The organism is Pseudomonas sp. P65(2024), from assembly GCF_057480955.1.
In genome coordinates, this window is sequence record NZ_JBLIYX010000006.1 from 1 (window position 1) to 20,355 (window position 20,355).

The 20,355-nt window shown below is 64.5% G+C and carries 18 protein-coding genes; 8 read left to right on the forward strand and 10 right to left on the reverse strand.

Annotated features, from left to right (window positions below; genetic code table 11):
* Window positions 1–432: POTRA domain-containing protein (locus tag AC25MA_RS10640; protein ID WP_486972012.1), on the reverse strand; the 432-nt coding region annotated here is incomplete at its 3' end.
* Window positions 433–681: 249 nt separating this feature from the next.
* Between AC25MA_RS10640 and AC25MA_RS10645 the strand changes: the two genes are divergently transcribed.
* Window positions 682–951, forward strand: coding sequence for a hypothetical protein (locus AC25MA_RS10645; protein ID WP_028693087.1), 270 nt, complete (start codon window positions 682–684; stop codon window positions 949–951).
* 11 nt (window positions 952–962) lie between these two features.
* Here AC25MA_RS10645 and AC25MA_RS10650 read toward each other — a convergent pair whose 3' ends face one another.
* The 3 genes from AC25MA_RS10650 to AC25MA_RS10660 all read right to left on the reverse strand — a co-directional run bounded on the left by AC25MA_RS10650 (window position 963) and on the right by AC25MA_RS10660 (window position 2,966).
* The gene (locus AC25MA_RS10650) at window positions 963–1,199 is read right to left on the reverse strand and encodes a BrnA antitoxin family protein (RefSeq protein ID WP_069016961.1); all 237 of its coding nucleotides are present in this window, start codon (window positions 1,197–1,199) and stop codon (window positions 963–965) included.
* Window positions 1,174–1,482 carry a BrnT family toxin gene (locus AC25MA_RS10655; protein ID WP_486972013.1) on the reverse strand — a complete coding sequence of 103 codons (309 nt, stop codon included), beginning with the start codon at window positions 1,480–1,482 and terminating at the stop codon, window positions 1,174–1,176. The genes AC25MA_RS10650 and AC25MA_RS10655 overlap by 26 nt, the downstream gene beginning before the upstream one ends.
* Before the next feature lie 158 nt (window positions 1,483–1,640).
* Window positions 1,641–2,966, reverse strand: coding sequence for a DEAD/DEAH box helicase (locus AC25MA_RS10660; protein WP_028693084.1), 1,326 nt, complete (start codon window positions 2,964–2,966; stop codon window positions 1,641–1,643).
* A 142-nt stretch (window positions 2,967–3,108) separates the two neighbouring features.
* On the opposite strand from AC25MA_RS10660, the gene AC25MA_RS10665 reads away from it, so the two are divergent.
* Window positions 3,109–4,410 (forward strand): mechanosensitive ion channel family protein, encoded by a 1,302-nt coding sequence (locus tag AC25MA_RS10665; protein WP_062360613.1) that lies wholly within the window; start codon window positions 3,109–3,111, stop codon window positions 4,408–4,410.
* A 165-nt stretch (window positions 4,411–4,575) separates the two neighbouring features.
* Window positions 4,576–5,778, forward strand: a complete 1,203-nt coding sequence (locus tag AC25MA_RS10670) for an MFS transporter (protein WP_288520791.1) — start codon at window positions 4,576–4,578, stop codon at window positions 5,776–5,778.
* Between the two features lie 3 nt (window positions 5,779–5,781).
* On the opposite strand, the gene AC25MA_RS10675 is transcribed toward AC25MA_RS10670, so the two are convergent.
* The 3 genes from AC25MA_RS10675 to AC25MA_RS10685 all read right to left on the reverse strand — a co-directional run bounded on the left by AC25MA_RS10675 (window position 5,782) and on the right by AC25MA_RS10685 (window position 7,970).
* On the reverse strand, window positions 5,782–6,654 hold the full coding sequence (locus tag AC25MA_RS10675; RefSeq protein ID WP_486972014.1) for a carboxylate/amino acid/amine transporter: 873 nt from the start codon (window positions 6,652–6,654) through the stop codon (window positions 5,782–5,784).
* Window positions 6,655–6,945: 291 nt separating this feature from the next.
* On the reverse strand, window positions 6,946–7,545 hold the full coding sequence (locus AC25MA_RS10680) for an FMN-dependent NADH-azoreductase (RefSeq protein ID WP_028693076.1): 600 nt from the start codon (window positions 7,543–7,545) through the stop codon (window positions 6,946–6,948).
* Between the two features lie 110 nt (window positions 7,546–7,655).
* The gene (locus AC25MA_RS10685; RefSeq protein WP_028693075.1) at window positions 7,656–7,970 is read right to left on the reverse strand and encodes a hypothetical protein; all 315 of its coding nucleotides are present in this window, start codon (window positions 7,968–7,970) and stop codon (window positions 7,656–7,658) included.
* Between the two features lie 50 nt (window positions 7,971–8,020).
* Between AC25MA_RS10685 and AC25MA_RS10690 the strand changes: the two genes are divergently transcribed.
* From AC25MA_RS10690 to AC25MA_RS10705, 4 genes are read left to right on the forward strand one after another with little or no spacing between them, the layout of a single operon-like run.
* Window positions 8,021–8,944: a LysR family transcriptional regulator gene (locus AC25MA_RS10690; RefSeq protein WP_028693074.1), complete on the forward strand. Its 924-nt coding sequence runs from the start codon at window positions 8,021–8,023 to the stop codon at window positions 8,942–8,944.
* Window positions 8,945–8,957: 13 nt separating this feature from the next.
* Window positions 8,958–9,770 (forward strand): alpha/beta fold hydrolase, encoded by an 813-nt coding sequence (locus AC25MA_RS10695; protein WP_207852285.1) that lies wholly within the window; start codon window positions 8,958–8,960, stop codon window positions 9,768–9,770.
* Window positions 9,764–10,321 carry a peptidylprolyl isomerase gene (locus AC25MA_RS10700; protein ID WP_050706800.1) on the forward strand — a complete coding sequence of 186 codons (558 nt, stop codon included), beginning with the start codon at window positions 9,764–9,766 and terminating at the stop codon, window positions 10,319–10,321. Before AC25MA_RS10695 ends, AC25MA_RS10700 begins: the two co-directional genes overlap by 7 nt.
* Window positions 10,322–10,372: 51 nt before the next feature.
* Complete coding sequence (locus AC25MA_RS10705; protein ID WP_028693071.1) at window positions 10,373–12,205, forward strand: ABC transporter ATP-binding protein; 1,833 nt, start codon at window positions 10,373–10,375, stop codon at window positions 12,203–12,205.
* A 155-nt stretch (window positions 12,206–12,360) separates the two neighbouring features.
* Here AC25MA_RS10705 and AC25MA_RS10710 read toward each other — a convergent pair whose 3' ends face one another.
* Window positions 12,361–13,488, reverse strand: a complete 1,128-nt coding sequence (locus AC25MA_RS10710; protein WP_247283447.1) for a GNAT family N-acetyltransferase — start codon at window positions 13,486–13,488, stop codon at window positions 12,361–12,363.
* A 239-nt stretch (window positions 13,489–13,727) separates the two neighbouring features.
* Between AC25MA_RS10710 and AC25MA_RS10715 the strand changes: the two genes are divergently transcribed.
* The gene (locus AC25MA_RS10715) at window positions 13,728–14,972 is read left to right on the forward strand and encodes a putative porin (RefSeq protein WP_028693069.1); all 1,245 of its coding nucleotides are present in this window, start codon (window positions 13,728–13,730) and stop codon (window positions 14,970–14,972) included.
* Window positions 14,973–15,097: 125 nt separating this feature from the next.
* On the opposite strand, the gene AC25MA_RS10720 is transcribed toward AC25MA_RS10715, so the two are convergent.
* A complete protein-coding gene (locus AC25MA_RS10720) occupies window positions 15,098–16,219 on the reverse strand; it encodes a beta-ketoacyl-ACP synthase III (RefSeq protein WP_028693068.1) in 1,122 nt (373 codons plus the stop codon).
* A gap of 219 nt (window positions 16,220–16,438) precedes the next feature.
* Window positions 16,439–20,344, reverse strand: a complete 3,906-nt coding sequence (hrpA, locus tag AC25MA_RS10725) for an ATP-dependent RNA helicase HrpA (RefSeq protein ID WP_486972015.1) — start codon at window positions 20,342–20,344, stop codon at window positions 16,439–16,441.
* Between the last annotated feature and the right edge of the window lie 11 nt (window positions 20,345–20,355).

A 20,355-nucleotide genomic window follows, 5' to 3' on the forward strand; every position in this document is an offset into this window, starting at 1 on the left:
GCTCAGGCCGCTGGCCGGGTCCGGGCGCAGCCCTTCCAAGCGCCCTTCCACCACCAGTACCTGCAGATGACCCGAGGACAGGTCCTGCTGCGGCAGGTACGCGCGGCTGGTGACCAGGCCGCGACCCAGGTAATGGTCGGTGATGGCCTTGAGCAAGGCGTTGAGCTGGGTGACGCCCAGGCACTGGTCGATAAAGGGCTTGAGCAGGCGGTCGCGGTCGGCGGCGGACAGGCTGTCGGCGCCCTTGAGTTCGATGGTGTGGATGGTGAAGCAGCGGCTGTCGGCCGCCGGTTGCGACTCACCGGGTTCGGCGGCCTTGCCGGGCAGGTTGCGCAGTTCTTCGAGGCGGCGCTGCTGCTCTTCGAGCAGACGGTCCTGGCGGTCGCGGATCAGGTCCTGGTCGCCAGGCGAGGCAGCACGGGCCGTACTCATGGCCGTGCAGGCCAACAAGGCGGCAAGCACGCAAGCTCGCCCCCGGTTAAAACGCATAGACATCATCCAGTCCCTGGACCACGGAAAAAGAGCGCGAGATATTATTTAGCCACTATCATGACGTCAAATTAATATCGCCAAAAAACCGTGAAATCTTCAAGGAACCCTTCCAGCAATCACCTCGACTGAACTTCCAGGCAGACCGGCGCCTCCACCGGACTGAATCCACTGGTAACAAGGAGTCGAGGGATGAAACCGTTGCCATGCCTTATCTGCGCGGCCACCCTGCTCTGTGCACAGCCCATCTTGGCCTGCACACCGGAAGAGGCCACGCAAAAAAGAGAAGAACTGGCAGGGCTGGTCAGTCAGTTGACCGAACAGAACCCGCGCAAGGCCAAGGAGATAAACGACGAGCTCCAGCACATGGAGCTCGGAACGGCCAGCAAGGACTTGCCGGACAAATGCCAGTTGATCGACAAGCGCATCCAGGAACTTAAAGAAGCGGAAAGGAAAACCTGACCGCGCCAGTGTCAGCGTCGCTGCTGGGCCTGCATGTACTGGCGAAGCAACTGGTTGATGCGGGTCTGGTAGCCGGCGCCCTGTTCCTTGAACCAGGCCAGCACGTCGGCGTCCAGGCGGATGGTCACCGTTTGCTTGGCCGGCACTCGCAGCTCGGCGCGGCGGAAGAAGTCATCGTCGAGTTCGGGGATGTCCGAGGTATCGACCGGGGCTTGGTCTTGCTCACAGCTTATGGACGGTTTCGACATAGCGCGTTACCTCACGTCGGGTGGCTCTTCTGGCGGAAATGATGCGGATCACATCACCCTGCCGTTCGGTGTAGGCGACCAGGCTGACCCAGGCATTGATCCAGCCCATGCAGATCCAGCGTGCCTCCGGGTACTCGAATCGCTCATCGCGCAACGCCAGCATCGGCTGGCGGAACATCTCGGGCACGTCGTTGAAGTCGATACCGTGCTTGCGGATCTTGAGCAGGTTCTTTTCCTCGTCCCATTCAAATCGTACGGGACAATCGTATTTACAGCTGTACATACGCTACTCTTCCTTGACTGCACATGCCAGAGGAGTGTGGCGGGTAGGCGACAAAATGCCCGGGCTTGAACAGGGTTTGGGAAATGGGCTACGCGCCCTGGGGAAGGAGGTGAAGCAACCCGCCACCGTTGCAGTGGCGGGCTCATTGCCGGTGGTATTTACTCAGCGGCTGGCTTGCGCTTTTTCAGTGGTGCCAGGCCGTCGGAGCTGGCCAGAGGCGCATTGGCCTTGGGCTTGGCGGTAGGCCTCTTCTTGGCGGCACCCTTCTTGTCGCCACCGGCCTTCTTCTCGACCTTTTTCTTCTTGCTGCCGGCTGCCTTGCCCGAGGCCTTGACCTTCTTCGGCCCGCTGTAGGTACCCTTGACCTCCTTGATGACGCGGCGCTCGAACTGCTGCTTGAGGTAGCGTTCGATGCTGGACATCAGGTTCCAGTCGTTGTGGGTGATCAGCGAGATCGCCAGGCCTTCGCCACCGGCACGGCCGGTGCGACCGATACGGTGCACGTACTCGTCACCGCTGCGAGGCATGTCGAAGTTGATCACCAGGTCCAGGCCGTCGATGTCCAGGCCGCGAGCCGCGACGTCAGTGGCCACCAAGACCTTGGAGCCGCCATCCTTGAAGCGGTCGATGGCCAGCTTGCGGTCCTTCTGGTCCTTCTCGCCGTGCAGGACGAAAGCCTTGACCTCCTTGGCCACCAGGTGACCGTAGATACGGTCGGCCAGGGCACGGGTGTTGGTGAAGATGATTGCCTTCTGGTAGGTCTCGTTGGCCAGCAGCCACTGCACGATCTGCTCTTTGTGCTGGTCGTGGTCGGCGGTGATGATCTGCTGGCGGGTGCCTTCGGCCAGTTGCGAGACACTGTTGAGCATCAGGTGCTCAGGGTCCTTGAGCACTTTACCGATGATATCGCGAAGGGCCGCACCGCCCGTGGTGGCCGAGAACAGCAGGGTCTGCTTGCGATTCTCGCACTCCTTGCACAGGCGCTCCATGTCTTCGGCGAAGCCCATGTCGAGCATGCGGTCGGCTTCGTCGAGGATCAGCACCTCCACGTGCGACAGGTCCAGGTTGCCAGCATTGAGCTGCTCGAGCAGACGGCCAGGGGTGCCGATCAGCACATCCGGCACCTTGCGCAGCATGGCGGCCTGTTCCTTGAAGTCTTCACCGCCGGTGACCAGGCCCGACTTGATGTAGGTGAACTGCGAGAACAGTTTCACTTGCTTGAGGGTTTGCTGGGCCAGCTCGCGGGTCGGCAGCAGGATCAGCGCACGGATCTCCACGCTCGGGCCGCTGCGGTCGACCAGGCGGTTGAGCAGCGGCAGCACGAAGGCGGCGGTCTTGCCGCTGCCGGTTTGCGCCGTCACCCGCAGGTCACGCCCTTGCAGGGCCAGGGGAATGGCCGCTGCCTGCACCGGCGTCGGCTCGACAAATTTCAGCTCGGCCACGGCTTTGAGCAGGCGTTCGTGCAGGGCGAATTGGGAAAACACGGGGTAACCTCGGGCAAGTGCGAAAAATTCAGTTGCATAGGGTAACGTTTTCCGTGGCCAGAACCGAATTTCTTTTGGCAACTTTGCGCCGATCCACGCTCTAATACCCCTTCATACCGCAACACAGACCGCTTTCACGCCCATGGACATCCAACGCTTCTGGCGCGACGCCCTCGACCTCTGGGGCACGCTCGACCAACATCCGCTGCTGCATGCCGCCCTCGGCCTGATCGTGCTGCTGCTGGTCTCGCTGCTGATCGGCCGCCTCGCCCGCTTCCTGATCCTGCACTCCACCCGCCTGCTCGGCCGCCAACAGGCGCTCAGGTGGCTGGACGACCTGCGCCACAACAAAGTGTTCCACCGCCTGGCGCAGACCACCCCGTCGCTGGTGGTGCAGTTCGGCCTGAAGCTGGTGCCGGAGCTGTCGGCCACCACCCAGCACTTCCTCGGCAACGTCGCCCTGGCGGTGACCCTGCTGTTCATGACCCGCGCCCTGTCCTGCCTGCTCGACGCGCTGCTGGACATCTACGCACGCACCGAGCACGCCCGCACCCGCTCGATCAAGGGATACATGCAGCTGGCCAAGATGATGCTGTGGATCTTCGCCGCCATCGTCATCGTCGCCACCCTGATCGACCGCTCGCCGCTGTTGCTGCTGTCGGGCCTGGGCGCCATGTCGGCGGTGCTGCTGTTGGTGTACAAGGACACCCTGCTGTCGTTCGTCGCCAGCGTGCAACTGACCAGCAACGACATGCTGCACGTCGGCGACTGGATCGAGATGCCCCAGGCCGGCGCCGATGGCGACGTGGTGGACATCACCCTGCACACGGTCAAGGTACAGAACTTCGACAAGACCATCGTCTCGATCCCCACCTGGCGCCTGATGAGCGAGTCGTTCCGCAACTACCGCGGCATGCAGCAGTCCGGCGGGCGTCGGATCAAGCGCAGCCTGTTCATCGACGCCGCCGGCGTGCGCTTCCTCAGCCCGGACGAAGAACAGCGCCTGGGCCAGGTACGCCTGCTGGGCGACTACCTGGCGCAGAAGCGCCAGGAACTGCATCACTGGAACGAGGCCCTGGGCCCGGTGGCGGAGCTTTCGGCCAACCGCCGCAAGCTGACCAACATCGGTACCTTCCGCGCCTTCGCCCTGGCCTACCTGAAGAACCACCCCAACGTACACCCGAACATGACCTGCATGGTCCGCCAGATGCAGACCACCGCCGAAGGCGTGCCGCTGGAGATCTACTGCTTCACCACCACAACGGTATGGGCCGAATACGAGCGCATCCAGGGCGATATCTTCGACTACCTGCTGGCGGTGCTGCCGGAGTTCGGGCTGAGCCTGTACCAGCAACCGAGCGGTAACGACATGCGGGTGGGATTGGCGACCAGGCCGTTGCCTCAGACCCAGCCACGCAGCCTGGATGCATTGAGCGAAGCCTGACCGTCCAATCGGGGCGCCCGAGCGGGCGCCCCTTTGCATTGCGCCCCCAAGACGCTCTAACCTAGGGCCATCCAGGACGACGTCATCACGGAAGATCGACGGCCCACTCGCCACGCCCATCCCTGACGCTCGACAGACGCCTGCCACAGCCCTCGTGAGCGAGCCATGCCTCAGGACATTTCCAGCGTTTCACTGCACGACGCCCCGCCATCGCCTCGGCGCAAGGCGCTTGCCGCCGCCAGCCTCGCCCATGGCGTGCATGACGGGCTGACCGATGTCATCTACGTGTTGCTGCCCCTCTGGCAGTTCGCCTTCGGCCTCAGCTACGCCCAGGTCGGACTGCTGCGCGGCGCCTACGCCGGCATGATGGCGGGCTTTCAGTTGCTGGCCAGCAAAGGCGCCCGGCGCTGGGGTCGCGAGGCCCTGTTGGTCCGCGGCACGGCGCTGGCCGGGCTGGCCTACCTGCTGGCCGCCCAGGCCAGTGACCTGAGCCTTCTGCTGCTGGCCCTGATGCTCGCCGGCCTCGGCGCCAGCACCCAGCACCCGCTGGCCAGCGCGCTGGTCGCCGATGCCTACGAAGGCAGTGGCAAGGTGAAACAGGCCCTGGCCCAGTACAACTTCGCCGGGGATATCGGCAAGGCGCTGATCCCCGGCCTGGTCGGCCTGGTGCTGGTGTATGTGTCATGGCAAGCCAACGCCACCGCGCTTGGCCTGCTCGGCCTGGGGGCGGCAGCGGCGCTGTGGTGGCTGTTGCGTCAGGCGCCACCCGCAGGGCGATCAACGCACAAGGCCACAGCCCACGACCAGGTTGCCTCAAGGTCGGGGCTCGCGGCGCTGATCGCCACCGGCACCCTCGACAGTGGCGTGCGCATGGGTTTTCTGACCTTCCTGCCATTCCTGCTGCAGGGCAAGGGCGCGACCACTGCGCAGATCGGCCTGGCCCTGACATTGCTGTTCATCGGCGGCGCCTTCGGCAAGCTGTTCTGCGGCTACCTGGGCGCCCGGCTGGGGCCGGTACGCACTGTGGTCTGTACCGAGCTGCTGACCGCCGCGCTGATCCTGGTAGCGCTGCTGTTGCCCTATCTGCCATTGATGCTGGTGATGCCTCTGATCGGCGTTGCACTCAACGGCACTTCATCGGTACTGACCGGGCTGGTGCCGGACTTCGCCGGCCGCGAGCAGCGGGAACGGGTGTTCGCCTGCTTCTATACCGGCACCGTCGGCGGCGGCGCGCTGGCGCCGGTGCTGATCGGCGCGATATCCGACCACACGGGAGTGGAACAGGGATTGATGGCGCTGGCAGGCACGCTGCTGCTGACCCTGCCCTTGTGCCTGATCGTGCACACTGGCCTGCCGCGCCGGCAATGACCCTCAGGCCGCTCCAGGCAGCCTCGCGCGCTGGCCGCCCAAGCGGCTCAGCCATACCGATGCCAGGATCACCGAACCGCCAATGGCCAGACGCCCAAGCGGTTCGTCCTGGTTCCAGATCAGCAGGTTGAGCAGCAGGCCCACCGGCACATGCAGGTTGTTCATCACCGCCAGGGTGCCGCCAGAGACCAGGCAAGCGCCCTTGTTCCACCAGTACAGCCCTAGCGCCGTCGGACACAGGCCCAGGAACAGCAGCACCAGCCACTGGGTGTCGGTGCTCGGCAGGTGCTGGGCATTGCCGAACAGTAGGAAGGCCGGCAACACCACCAGCAACGCGCCCAGGTAGAAATAGCCGAACCGGCGATAGTGCGGCAGGTCGCTGGGGTGGCGGGCCACCAAGTGGCGGTACAGCACCTGGCCGGCGGCGTAGGTGAAGTTGGCCAGTTGCAGCAACAGGAAACCGATGAAGAACTCACCGGTGACCGTGTCGAAGCGGATCACCGCCGCGCCGGCCACCGCCACCAGGGCGGCGAGCAGCGCCCAGGGGTTGAAGCGCCGGTTCAGGGCATCCTCGATCAAGGTGACATGCAGCGGGGTAAGGATGGTGAACAACAGTACTTCCGGCACCGTCAGCACGCGGAAGCTGAGGTACAGGCAGACATAGGTGATGCCGTACTGCAGCGCGCCGATCAGCAGCATCGAGCGCATGAAACGCGGCTCGACCTGGCGCCAGCGGGTCAGTGGCAGGAACACCAACCCGGCCAGCAGCACCCGGACCAGCACGGCGAAGTAACTGTCGACGTGGCCGGCCAGGTATTCGCCGATCAGGTTGAAGGAGTACGCCTGGATCAGCGCGACGATTATCAGGTAGCCCATGGTTGGCCCTCGTGGATCAAGGCGGGGACCTTAGCGGGTTGGGCCGGGGCAGTTCAACCATGGGGATTGTGGGGGCAGTAAAAGCCTCTTCGCTGGCAAGCCCACTACCACAAGCCTTGAAAGCAGTGTTTTCTCTGTGAGAGCAACTGCCTTGCAGAACATTCATGGTTTGCATTTGCCCTTGTGGGAGCGCAAGGCATGAGGTCGGCATAAAAAAGCCCGGCCAAGTACTGGCCGGGCAGGCACACCCAAAAGAGCAACAAGGTGTCAGGGTTGGGAATTCGTCGCGGCTCAGGCCACCGCGGCCAGTCTTGCCTTGGCCTGGTTCAGGCCCTTCTCGTGGAACTCGCCGCTCATGTTCAGGCCTTCGGCGTGGATGAAGTCCACATCGTGGATACCGATGAAGGCCATCACCTGGCGCAGGTAGGGTTCCTGGTGGTCGCTGCTGGCACCGGCATGGATGCCGCCGCGGGCGGTCAGGACGATGGCGCGCTTGCCGTTGAGCAGGCCCTGCGGCCCGGTCGGGGTGTACTTGAAGGTGATGCCGGCGCGCAGCACGTGGTCCAGCCAGGCTTTCAAGGTACTGGGGATGGTGAAGTTGTACATCGGCGCGGCCATCACCAGCACGTCGGCGGCCAGCAGTTCGTCGGTCAGCACGTTGGAACGCGCCAGCGCCTCACGCTCGGCGGCGCTGCGCTGCTCCTCAGGCTTCATCCAGCCGCCAAGCAGGTTGGCGTCCAGGTGCGGCACGGGGTTCACCGCCAGGTCGCGCACCTTGATCTCGTCGGCCGGATGCGCCGCTTGCCATTGCTGGATGAAGTCCAGGGTCAGTTGACGGGAAACGGAATCCTGCTGGCGGGCGCTGCTTTCGATGATCAGTACGCGGGACATGGGCTGCCTCCATCGGCGGTAAAGGGTGGCGATTCGATGGAGGTGAGATTAGTGGTTGACCTATCGATAAAAAAGCGTAAAAAGTGGGATCAACCTATCGATTAATCTGTTTATTCGGCTTTGCAGTCGAGCACGATGCGCAGCTTGATGATCTGCCGGTTGAACTTGGCGGTAACATCCACGCTCCTGCCGGCGGGCACATTGACCCGACGCACCCGTGGCGCCTCAGGGCCGTTGCGGAAGGTGACCTTGCACGCCGCCGGCACCTGCCCATAGTTGTTGAGGCTGATCGAGCCGATGTCATAGGCCGTGTCGTAGACGGTGTAATCGACCTTGACCCCGGTCAGGTCCTTTTCCACGTCGATCGGGTATGCCATGGCCCCGAGGGGTAGGCACAACAGCAAAGCCGCACAACATTTCTTCATACGGGCGCTCTCCTTGGGAAGAGCGCAGCTTAGGACAACAGGAGCCCTGGATGAAAGCACCGCGCGTTACCCTGGATCAGTGGCGGACCCTGCAGGCAGTGGTCGACCACGGCGGGTTCGCCCAGGCCGCCGAGGCCCTGCACCGCTCGCAGTCGTCGGTGAGCTATACCGTGGCGCGGATGCAGGAGCAGTTGGGCGTGCCGCTGCTGCGCATCGATGGGCGCAAGGCGGTGCTGACCGAGGCCGGCAGCGTGCTGCTGCGCCGTTCGCGGCAACTGGTCAAGCAGGCCAGCCAGCTGGAAGACCTGGCCCACCACATGGAACAGGGCTGGGAGGCCGAAGTGCGCCTGGTGGTCGATGCCGCCTACCCCAGCGCCCGCTTGGTACGCGCCCTGGCCGCCTTCATGCCGCAGAGCCGCGGCTGCCGGGTACGCTTGCGCGAAGAAGTGTTGTCCGGGGTCGAGGAAGTGCTGCACGAAGGCATCGCCGACCTTGCCATCAGCAGCTTTAACATCGGCGGCTACCTGGGCACCGAACTGAGCCCGGTGGAGTTCATCGCCGTCGCCCACCCCGAGCACGCCCTGCACCGCATGGGCCGCGAAATTACCTTCCAGGATCTGGAAAGCCAGTTGCAGGTGGTGATCCGCGACTCCGGCCGGGCCCAGCCGCGCGATGTCGGCTGGCTCGGCGCCGAGCAGCGCTGGACGGTCGGCAGCCTGGGCACCGCGGCGACCTTCGTCGGCAGCGGCCTGGGCTTTGCCTGGCTGCCCCGGCACATGATCGAGCGCGAGCTGCGCGAAGGCGTGCTCAAGCCCCTGCCGCTGGATCAGGGTGGCAGCCGCCATCCGCTGTTCTACCTTTACTCCAGCAAGGAAAAGACCCTGGGCCCGGCCACGCAGATCCTCATCGAACTGCTGCGCAACTTCGACACCGCGCCGCTGGACGTGCCCTTCGCAGCCCCCCCGCAAGCCTGAGAGGACCGCGCCCATGGCCTGTTTCGAACATGACGGATGCCTGCTGCATTACCAGGAACATGGCCAGGGCGAGCCCCTGGTGCTGCTGCACGGGCTGGGTTCGAGCAGCCAGGACTGGGAACTGCAGGTGCCCGAGCTCGGCCGCCAGTATCGGGTGATCCTCATGGACATCCGCGGCCACGGGCAATCCTCCAAGCCACGCAAGGGCTACCAGATAAAGACTTTCAGCGAGGATCTGCTGGCCCTGCTGCGCCATCTGGACACCGGCCCGGTGCACTTCGTCGGCCTGTCCATGGGCGGCATGGTCGGTTTCCAGTTTGCCGTCGACCACCCCGACTGGCTGCGCAGCCTGTGCATCGTCAACAGCGCCCCCGAGGTCAAGCGACGCACCCGCAGCGACTGGATCTGGTGGCTCAAGCGCTGGGGCCTGGCACGCCTGCTCAGCGTCGAGACCGTCGGCAAGGGCCTGGCTGCGCGGCTGTTTCCCAAGCCGGAGCAGACCGAACTGCGGCGCAAGATGGCCGAGCGCTGGGCGCGCAACGACAAGCGTGCCTATTTGAAAAGCTTCGACGCCATCGTCGACTGGGGCGTGCAGGAACGCATCGGCCAGATCCGCTGTCCCACCCTGGTGATCGCCGCCGACCACGATTACACACCGATACAACTGAAGGAGCGTTACGTCGCCCTGATGCCCAACGCCAGGCTGGCGGTCATCGACGATTCGCGGCACGCTACGCCCCTGGATCAACCCGAAGTCTTCAACCGTACCGTGCTGCAGTTCCTCGCAGCCGCTTCCACCTCTCAAGGATCTTTGAGCCCATGCTGAAAAAACTTCTGCTCACCGCCTGCTCGGTCGCCTTCGCCACCAGCGTCATGGCCTCCGACAAGACCCCGCACGTTGAGCTGGTCACCAGCTTCGGCAAGATCGAGATCGAGCTGAACGCAGAAAAAGCGCCGATCAGTACCAAGAACTTCCTCCAGTACGTGGACAGCGGCTTCTACAACAACACCATCTTCCACCGCGTGATCCCGGGCTTCATGGTCCAGGGCGGTGGCTTTACCGACCAGATGGTGCAGAAGAGCACCCAGGACCCGATCCGCAACGAAGCGAGCAACGGCCTGCAGAACACCCGCGGCACCCTGTCCATGGCCCGCACCTCCGACCCGAACTCGGCCACCAGCCAGTTCTTCATCAACGTCGCCGACAACGACTTCCTCAACCCGGGCCGCGACCGTGGCTACGCGGTGTTCGGCAAGGTCACCAAGGGCATGGAGGTGGTCGACCAGATCGTCAACTCGCCGACCACCGTCAAGAAAGGCATGCGCGATGTGCCGGCCGATCCGGTCTACATCAAGTCGGCCAAACGCATCGATTGATCCCGCGCCGCACAGGGACGTGAGTCGGGTCGAACAGGAGTGTCGTCACCCATGCTGTACCGTCGTTTCGAGCAGTTGATCGACATTTTCCGCGAGGCGCCCAGCGAGGCGCCTCCCGGCAAGGTCTGGCCCTTCTATCTCTACTACCTGCGCCAGGTGTGGCCGAGCTTCCTCGCCCTGCTGATCGTAGGCCTGATCGCCTCGCTGATCGAAGTGGCGCTGTTCAGCTACCTGAGCCGGATCATCGACCTGGCCCAGGGCACGCCCAACGCCAATTTCTTCAGCGAGCACAGCGGCGAGCTGATCTGGATGCTGGTGGTGGTGCTGTTGCTGCGGCCGGTGTTCTTCGGCCTGCATGACCTGCTGGTGCACCAGACCATCAGCCCGGGCATGACCAGCCTGATCCGCTGGCAAAACCACACCTACGTGCTCAAGCAGAGCCTGAACTTCTTCCAGAGCGACTTCGCCGGGCGCATCGCCCAGCGCATCATGCAGACCGGCAACTCCCTGCGCGATTCGGCGGTGCAGGCGGTGGACGCGCTGTGGCACGTGCTGATCTACGCCATCAGTTCGCTGGTGCTGTTCGCCGAGGCCGACTGGCGGCTGATGCTGCCGCTGCTGGTGTGGATCGCCTGCTATATCGGTGCGCTGTACTACTTCGTGCCACGGGTGAAGGAGCGCTCGGTGATTTCCTCCGACGCCCGCTCCAAGCTGATGGGGCGCATCGTCGACGGCTACACCAACATCGCCACGCTCAAGCTGTTCGCCCATACCGACTACGAGCAGCAGTACGCCCGCGAGGCGATCAGCGAGCAGACCGAGAAGACCCAGCTGGCCTCGCGGGTGATCACCAGCATGGACGTGGTCATTACCTCGCTGAACGGCCTGCTGGTGGTTACCACCACCGGCCTTGCCCTGTGGCTGTGGAGCCAGTCGCTGATCAGCGTCGGCGCCATCGCCCTGGCCACAGGCCTGGTGATCCGCATCGTCAACATGTCCGGCTGGATCATGTGGGTGGTCAACGGCATCTTCGAGAACATCGGCATGGTCCAGGACGGCCTGCAGACCATTGCCCAGCCGGTCACCGTCAGCGACAGGCCCAACGCCGCGGCACTCAAGGTCAGCCGCGGGGCGGTGCGCTTCGACCATGTCGACTTCCACTACGGCAAGGGCGGCAAGGTGATCGACGCGCTGAACCTGGACATCCGTCCTGGCGAGAAGATCGGCCTGATCGGTCCGTCCGGCGCCGGCAAGTCGACCCTGGTCAACCTGCTGCTGCGCCTGTACGACATCGACAGCGGGCGCATCCTCATCGACGGCCAGGACATCGCCGAGGTCAACCAGGCCAGCTTGCGCGCGCAGATCGGCATGATCACCCAGGACACTTCGCTGCTGCACCGCTCGATCCGCGACAACCTGCTGTACGGCCGGCCGGATGCCAGTGACGAGGAAGTCTGGGAAGCAGTGCGCCGGGCCCGGGCCGACGAGTTCATCCCGCAGCTGTCCGATGCCCAGGGCCGCACCGGCTTCGACGCCCATGTCGGCGAGCGCGGCGTCAAGCTCTCCGGCGGCCAGCGCCAACGCATCGCCATTGCCCGGGTATTGCTGAAGAACGCGCCGATCCTGATCATGGACGAGGCGACCTCGGCGCTGGACTCGGAGGTCGAGGCGGCAATCCAGGAGAGCCTGGAGACGCTGATGCAGGGCAAGACGGTGATCGCTATCGCCCACCGCCTGTCGACCATCGCCCGCATGGACCGGCTGATCGTGCTGGACAAGGGGCATATCGTCGAAAGCGGCAGCCATGCCGAGCTGCTGGCACAGCGCGGGTTGTATGCGCGGTTGTGGCATCACCAGACCGGGGGATTCGTCGGCGTCGACTGAGTTAGACGCGGCCCCTGTAGGAGCGACCTCGTGTCGCGAAAGGGCCGCAACGCGGCCCCGGCGATCTTTGCATCAACGCTGAAATCCTGGGGCCGCTTTGCGGCCCTTTCGCGACACAAGGCCGCTCCTACAGGGATAGCGTGTGGCCAGGCACTTCAAACCTGGCGATACGGCAACATCCCCCGCGCCTCCTCGGCGTAGGCCAGTACTCCTTCGCGCTCCTGACGCAAAAAGTCTGAGACCGCCCGGCGCAACCCCGGGTGCAGCAGGTAATGCCACGACCGTGTGATCACCGGCTCAAACCCGCGAATCAGCTTGTGCTCGCCCTGGGCCCCGGCATCGAAGCGCTGCAGGCCTTCGCCGATCGCGAAGTCCATGCCCTGGTAGAAACAAGTCTCGAAATGCAGGCGGTCGAATTCGTCCAGGCAACCCCAGTAGCGGCCGTACAGGCTGTCGCCCCCCACCAGGCTGAAGGCCATCGCCACCTCGCGCCCTTGCTGCCGGGCAATCACCACGCGAATCGCCTCGGGCATGCGCTCGGCCACCAGGCTGAAGAACTCGCGAGTCAGGTACGGTGCTCGTCGCCGTACGGCATAGGTGTTGGCATAGCAGCGGTAGACGAAGTCCCACTGTGCCTCGCTCAGTTCATCGCCGCGGTACCAGGCGAAATCGATCCCGTGCCCCGCCACCTGTTCACGCTCCTTGCGCATCTGCTTGCGCTTGCGTGAGCTGAGGGTGTCGAGAAAGTCCTGGAAGTCCCGGTAACCCCGGTTACGCCAGTGGAACTGGCAACCCAGGCGCTCCAACCAGCCCGGCTGGCCGGCAATGGCCGCGTCCAGCACACTGTCGGTGAAGTTGATGTGCGCCCCCGACAGCCCACCCTTGCCCAGGTACTCGGGAATCGCCTGCAACAGCAGCAGGCCATCGGCTGGATCGGCGGCCAGCAGACGCGGCCCCGCGACCGGACTGAACGGCACCGCGCCGAGCAGCTTGGGGTAGTAGGCAATGCCCGCGCGCTCACAGGCATCGGCCCAGCCATGGTCGAACACGTACTCGCCGAACGAATGCCACTTGCGGTAGGCCGGCAGCAGCGCCCGCACCTCGCCATCGCGCTCCAGCACCAGGTGTTCGGCGGCCCAGCCGGTGTCGGGCACCACGCTACCACTGTCTTCCATGGCACTGAGAAAGGCGTGGCGCAGGAACGGCTGACCGTCGGGCACCAGCGCGTCCCAAGTGGTCGCCGGCAGTTCGCGCAGGTGGGCAAGGCTGTGAAGGCTGATCACGGTTGCAACTCGCTATGGACAGGGCGCCAGTATTGCCAAAGCCGCCGTGACACACAAATGACGGCCTGTTTACTTAACAACAGTGCCACTATTCAGACATTATTCTGTCATTCCCCCCCGCAATACTTGCGCCTGTTTTCCGGAACCCCAGAACCTGTCTATTCAGGCCCTTTCCGAAGACATGCCAACTCGGGGGCGGGCGCTTGAGCCTCCCCACTTTTTCCAACAGGGAGAACCTTATGCGTCTTGTTTCTACACTTACTGGAGTGAGCCTCACCGGCATGATGCTGGCTCTGAGTACTCCGGCCAGTGCTGCTGTCGACGCCAAGCTGCTCGAAATACTCCGCGCCAACGGCTCGATCAACCAGGCGCAGTACACCGAACTGCAGGGCGACCTGGCAAAGGAAACCAAGGAAAAGGCCGACCAGAAAGCCCAGTCCGAGCGCCTGAGCTCCTTCGAGCAGAAAGTGGCATGGGCCGCCAAGACCCAGATCAAGGGTGATGTGCGCCTGCGCTACGAAGACGTCAACGTCGACAACCCCAACAGCCGCAGTGGCAACCAGGACCGCGAGCGTGTGCGTGCCCGCGTCGGTTTCTACAGCGAGATCAACCCGCAGGTCGACGCTGGCATTCGCGTGGCCACCGGCAGCAGCTCGGACGCCCGCTCGACCAACCAGAGCCTGGACAACTACTTCGACAAGAAATCGCTGTGGGTGGACCTGGCCTACCTCGACTGGCACCCGACCGCCGTGCCGAACCTGCACCTGATCGGCGGCAAGATGCTGCAGCCGTGGGTGAGCATGGGCGACATCATCTGGGACAGCGACATCAACCCGGAAGGCGTGGCCGTCACCTACAAGACCAACCTGGGCGGCGCCGAAGTGTTCGGCAGCGCCGGTCACTACACCCTCAAGGACAACGTCGACGGCGACGGCGTGCAGTTCAAGCACGACGCACAGCTGTACCACGGCCAATTGGGCACCAAGTTCAACCTGGCTGACAGCGTCAAGGTCACCGTCGGCGGCAGCCTCTACGGTTTCGACAACGACAAGAAGTCGGCCGTGCTGCGCAGCTTCGGCAACACCACCACCGAGTTCAACCTGGCCGAAGGCTTCGGCCAGGTGGACTTCACCGGCTTCGCCATCCCGCTGTCGGCCTATGGCCAGTTCGTCAAGAACACCGACAGCACCGACGGCGAGGACAAGGCCTGGCTGGCCGGTTTGAAGACCAAGGTGGGCGCCTGGAGCCTGGACTACAACTACCGCGACGTGCAGCGCAACGCCGTGGTCAGCCTGTTCACCGACTCCGACTTCGGCGCAGGCTTCACAGGTTCGCGTGGTCACAAGTTCAAGGTCGGCTACGAGATCGACAAGAACTTCTCCCTGGGCGCGGCCTACCTGATGGCCAAGACCGACCTGTCGCAGTTGCCGAACAACAACGCCGACGTCGACACCCTGCAGGTCGACCTGGAAGCCAAGTTCTAAGCGCTACGCACCCTTGCTCCACCCTGAAGCGGGAAATGCTGACCCCATCCAGCGTTTCCCGCTTTTTTTGCCTGTCAGAAAGCCGGGGCTGCTTTGCAGCCCCGATAGAGAAGTAAAAGTAGGTATCAGCGTTTACGCAGAACCACACTACCAATCGAATAGCCAGCACCGAACGAACTCAGTACCCCCAGCGAACCCTTGGCCAGGTCATCCTGATACAGGTGGAAGGCAATCACCGAACCCGCCGAACTGGTGTTGGCATAGCGATCCAGAATCACCGGCGCATCTTCCTCGGCCACTTCACGCCCCAGCAGCTTCTTGACGATCAGGTGGTTCATGCTCAGGTTGGCCTGGTGCAGCCAGAAGCGCTTGACGTCCGACGGCTGCAGGTCGTTCTCGGCCAGGTGCTGGCCGATCAGCTCGGCAACCATCGGGCAGACTTCCTTGAACACCTTGCGGCCTTCCTGCACGAACAGTTTGTCGCGGGCACCGATGCCCTCTTCCGCGGCGCGGTTGAGGAAACCGAAGTTGTTGCGGATGTTGTTGGAGAACGCCGTCAGCAGCTTGGTGCTGACGATGTCGAACTGATGTTCGGAGGTCGCCAGGTCGGCACGCTCGACCAGCACGGCGGTGGCGGCGTCGCCGAAGATGAAGTGGCTGTCGCGGTCACGGAAGTTCAGGTGGCCGGTGCAGATCTCCGGGTTGACCACCAGCACCGCGCGCGACTGGCCCAGTTGCACGCTGTTGGCGGCGGTCTGGATACCGAAGGTGGCCGACGAGCAGGCCACGTTCATGTCAAAGGCGAAGCCCTGGATGCCCAGTGCCTGCTGCACTTCGATGGCGATGGCCGGGTACGGGCGCTGCAGGTTGGAACAGGCGACGATCACCCCGTCGACATCGGCGGCGGTGCGCCCGGCACGCTCCAGGGCCTGGCGGGCGGCGGCCACGCCCATCTCGCAGAGGATCGATTGCTCGTCGTTGCCGCGCTCGGGCAGACGCGGCTTCATGCGCTGCGGATCGAGAATACCGGCCTTGTCCATGACGAAGCGGCTCTTGATACCCGAGGCCTTCTCGATGAAGGCGGCGTCGGACAGCGGCGCCGCCTCGACCTCGCCACGCTCGATGGCGGCGGCGTTGTCACGGTTGAAACGCTGTGCCCAGGCGTTGAAAGATTCCACCAGTTCTTCGTTGGAAATGCTTTGGGCCGGGGTGTACAGGCCGGTGCCGCTGATGACGACGTTGTGCACGGTCGTTCCTCTGGTCTGGGGCCATCGCCACAAGGCGCTGGCCGGAATAAGGGCAACTTAATGGCACCTTGGTACCAATTTTGAGGCGAGGGCTGCGCCCTCGTTTGCGGCACAAGGCCGCTCCTACAGCATCGGCGTTCTTCTGTAGGAGCGGACTTGTGCCGCGATCGGCCGCACAGCGGCCGTAAATTCCACCAAGTTTGCCACAACTTGGGGAGTTTAGGCTTCCACCTGACTCCACTGTTTGCTCAGTCGCTTGTCGGAAACCGGCACCTTCGTCCCCAATTGCTGGGCAAACAACGACACCCGGTATTCCTCCAGCAGCCAGCGGTACAGGGTCAGCTGCTCATCGCGCTTGCCTTCCTGGGCATGCTTGTCGGCGCGGGCCCGGTACTGCGCCCAGCAATTGGCCAGCTCGGCGCTCCACACCCGGTCCTTCTGCACCTGAGAACCCAGTTTCTCCATACGCAGTTCCACCGCCTTGAGATAACGTGGCAGCTCCTTGAACCAGGCACCCGGTGTCTCCCGCACGAAGCCCGGGTACACCAGGTTGGCCAGCTGCTGCTTGATGTCGTTGAGCGCCACCGCCTGGCTCAGGTCGATCTTGCCCTTGAAGCGCTTCTGCAGGCCATGCCACAGCTTCAGTACCTCCAGGGTAAGGCGGGCCAGGCGTTCGGCGTGCTCGGTCCAGTTGCCGCGCTTGCGTTCGGCCAGCGAGGCCAGGCCCGCGCCATCACGCGGCAGCGGTTCTTCGCCTTCCAGCACACAGCTGTCGAGGCTGGCCAGGAGGATATCCTCGACCAGCGCCTCGACCCGGCCCAGTTCACGGTACAGCAGCCCCAGCTCAGTCAGCCCCGGCAGCTTGCCGCGCAGGAACTTGGCCGGCTCCGCCAGCTGTTGCAGCAACAGGCGCTGCAAGGCGCGACGGTGCTGGAACTCGGCTTCGGCCTGGGTCGAGAAGCGCCCCTCGCGCACCGTGCCGTTGTCCTCGACCAGCGCCGGATAGACCGTCATCGACAGCCCGGCGATCTTCTGCTGGGCGGTCTGCGCCACCTGCGCGAAGGCCTTGGCCTGTACCGGCTGCTCGGCCTTCTCGCTGCGCGGCAGGGCCAGCGCCGCCTGGCTGGCGGCGGCGAAGCGGGCGGTCAGCTCGGCGAGGTCGCGACCTTCGCCGAGGAACTTGCCCTGGGCGTCGACCACTTCGATGTTCATGCGCAGATGGCCTTCCACCAGCCCGGCCGCCTCCGCCCAGGCCTCGTCCGACACCCGCGCCCCGGTCATGCGCAGCAACTCCTGGCCCAGCGCCTGCGGCAATGCCCCTTGGCCGAACGCCATACGCGACAGGGCCGCCTTGACGAAGTCGGGCACCGGCACGAAGTTCTTGCGCAGGGCCTTGGGCAGGTTGCGCACCAGGGCGATGCACTTGGCCTCAAGCAGACCGGGCACCAGCCATTCCAGGCGTTCGCCCGGCAGGTTCGGCAACAGCGGCGCCGGCACCCGCACGGTCACGCCGTCACGCGGGTGGTTCGGTTCGAAGTGATAGCTCAGCGACAGGCGCAGATCGCCCACCTGCAGGTGGTCCGGATACTGCGCGGCGGTGACCTCGCTGGCCTCGCGGGCGAGCACGTCCTCTTCGCGCATGATCAGCAGGTTCGGATCCTTCTGGCTGTTCATCCGGTACCAGCTGTCGAAGGTCGCCGTCTGGTGGATCTCTTCGGGCAGGCGCGCCTCGTAGAAGGCGTACAGCGTCTCCTCGTCGGCCAGAATATCGCGCCGGCGGGCCTTGGCCTCCAGCTCGTCGAGCTGCTCGAGCAGGCGCTTGTTGGCCGCCAGGCACTTGGCCCGGGACTGGATCTCGCCACCGACCAGGCCATCGCGGATGAACAGCTCGCGGGAAATGACCGGGTCGATCGGGCCGAAATGCACCGGTCGACGGCCGACCAGGATCAGCCCGTAGAGGGTAATCTGCTCGTAGGCCACCACCTGGCCGCGCTTCTTCTCCCAGTGCGGTTCGAAGTGGTTCTTCTTGATCAGGTGGCTGGCCAGCGGCTCGATCCAGTCCGGCTCGATCTTGGCCACCATGCGCGCATACAGCTTGGTGGTCTCCACCAGTTCCGCGGCCATCACCCACTGCGGTCGCTTGCGGCCGATGCCCGACGACGGGTGAACCCAGAAACGCCGCTGACGCGCGCCCTGATAGTCGCCCTCCTCGGTCTTCTGGCCGATCTGGCTGAGCAGGCCGCTGAGAATCGCCTTGTGCAGGGGCTGGTAGTCGCAGGCGTCCTTGTTCACCGCCAATTGCAGGTCGCGGCAGATCAGCGCCAGCTGGCGATGGGCGTCACGCCACTCGCGCAGGCGCAGGTAGTTGAGGAAGTTCTTGCGGCACCAGTTGCGCAGCGGGCTGGCGGTCAGCGCCTGGCGCTGCTCCTCGAAAGCACGCCACAGGTTGACCAGCGCGGCGAAGTCGGAATCGACATCCTTCCACTGCGCATGGGCCTGGTCAGCGGCCTGCTGGCGCTCCGGCGGGCGCTCACGCGGGTCCTGCACCGACAGCGCGCTGGCGACGATCAGCACTTCCTGCAGGCTGCCCTGGCGGGCGCCTTCGAGCAGCATGCGGCCCAAACGCGGATCGATCGGCAGGCGCGCCAGCTGGCGGCCCAGCGGCGTCAGCTGGTTCTCGCGGTTGACCGCCGACAGTTCCTGCAACAGGTTGAAGCCGTCGCTGATGGCTTTGCCATCCGGCGGCTCGATGAACGGGAAGGCGTCGATCGCGCCCAGGCGCAGGTGCAGCATCTGCAGGATCACCGCGGCCAGGTTGGTGCGCAGGATCTCCGGGTCGGTGAACGCCGGCCGGCCGTTGAAATCGTCCTCGCTGTACAGGCGGATGCAGATGCCCGGCTCGACCCGGCCGCAGCGGCCTTTACGCTGGTTGGCGCTGGCCTGGGACACCGCCTCGATGGGCAGGCGCTGGACCTTGGCGCGGTAGCTGTAGCGGCTGATGCGCGCGGTGCCGCTGTCGATCACGTAGCGGATGCCCGGCACCGTCAGCGAGGTTTCGGCGACGTTGGTCGCCAGCACCACGCGCCGGCCGCTGTGGGATTGGAAGATCCGCTGCTGCTCGGCCGGCGACAGCCGCGCATACAGCGGCAGGATCTCGGTGTGGCGCAGCTGCGCCTTGCGCAGGATCTCGGCGGCGTCGCGAATCTCGCGCTCGCCGGGCAGGAACACCAGCACATCGCCCGGGCCCTTGCCCTGGCTGCGCTCGTGCTGGGCGATCTCGTCGAGGCTGGCGAGGATCGCCTGGTCGACGGAAAGGTCCTCCTCGACCTGGTTGCCCTCCTCGTCGTGCTCGCTGGTCAGCGGTCGGTACCAGGTTTCCACCGGGTAAGTGCGCCCGGACACCTCGATGATCGGCGCGCCGTCGAAGTGCTTGGAGAAGCGCTCCAGGTCGATGGTCGCCGAGGTGATGATCAGCTTCAGGTCCGGGCGGCGGTGCAGCAGGGTCTTGAGGTAGCCGAGCAGGAAGTCGATGTTCAGGCTGCGCTCATGGGCCTCGTCGACGATGATCGTGTCGTAGCGCTCGAGGAAACGGTCGTGCTGGGTCTCGGCCAGCAGAATACCGTCGGTCATCAGCTTGACCAGGGTGTTCGAATCGCTCTGGTCCTCGAAGCGCACCTGGTAGCCGACCAGCGCCCCCAACGGCGTGCCCAGCTCCTCCGCGACCCGCGCCGCCACGCTGCGCGCGGCGATCCGCCGGGGCTGGGTGTGGGCGATCAGGCCATGGCTGCCGCGGCCCAGCTCCAGGCAGATCTTCGGCAGCTGGGTGGTCTTGCCGGAACCGGTCTCGCCGGCGATCACCAGCACTTGGTGCTCGGCCAGGGCCTTCTTGATCTCGTCGCGCTTGGCGGCGATGGGCAGGTTGTCGTCGTAGCGAATGCTCGGCACACTCTGCTGGCGCGCGGTGACCTGGGCGCAGGAGGCCTGGACCTTTTCCACCCACTGCGCGAGCTTGCCCTCGTCGGGGCGCTTGCGCAGCTCGTGCAATTGCCGGCGCAACCGATGGCGGTCGGCGATCATGGCGTGGTCGAGGTTCTTCAGCAGTTGGTCGATGGCGTGATCTGTCATGGGGCTTTTTA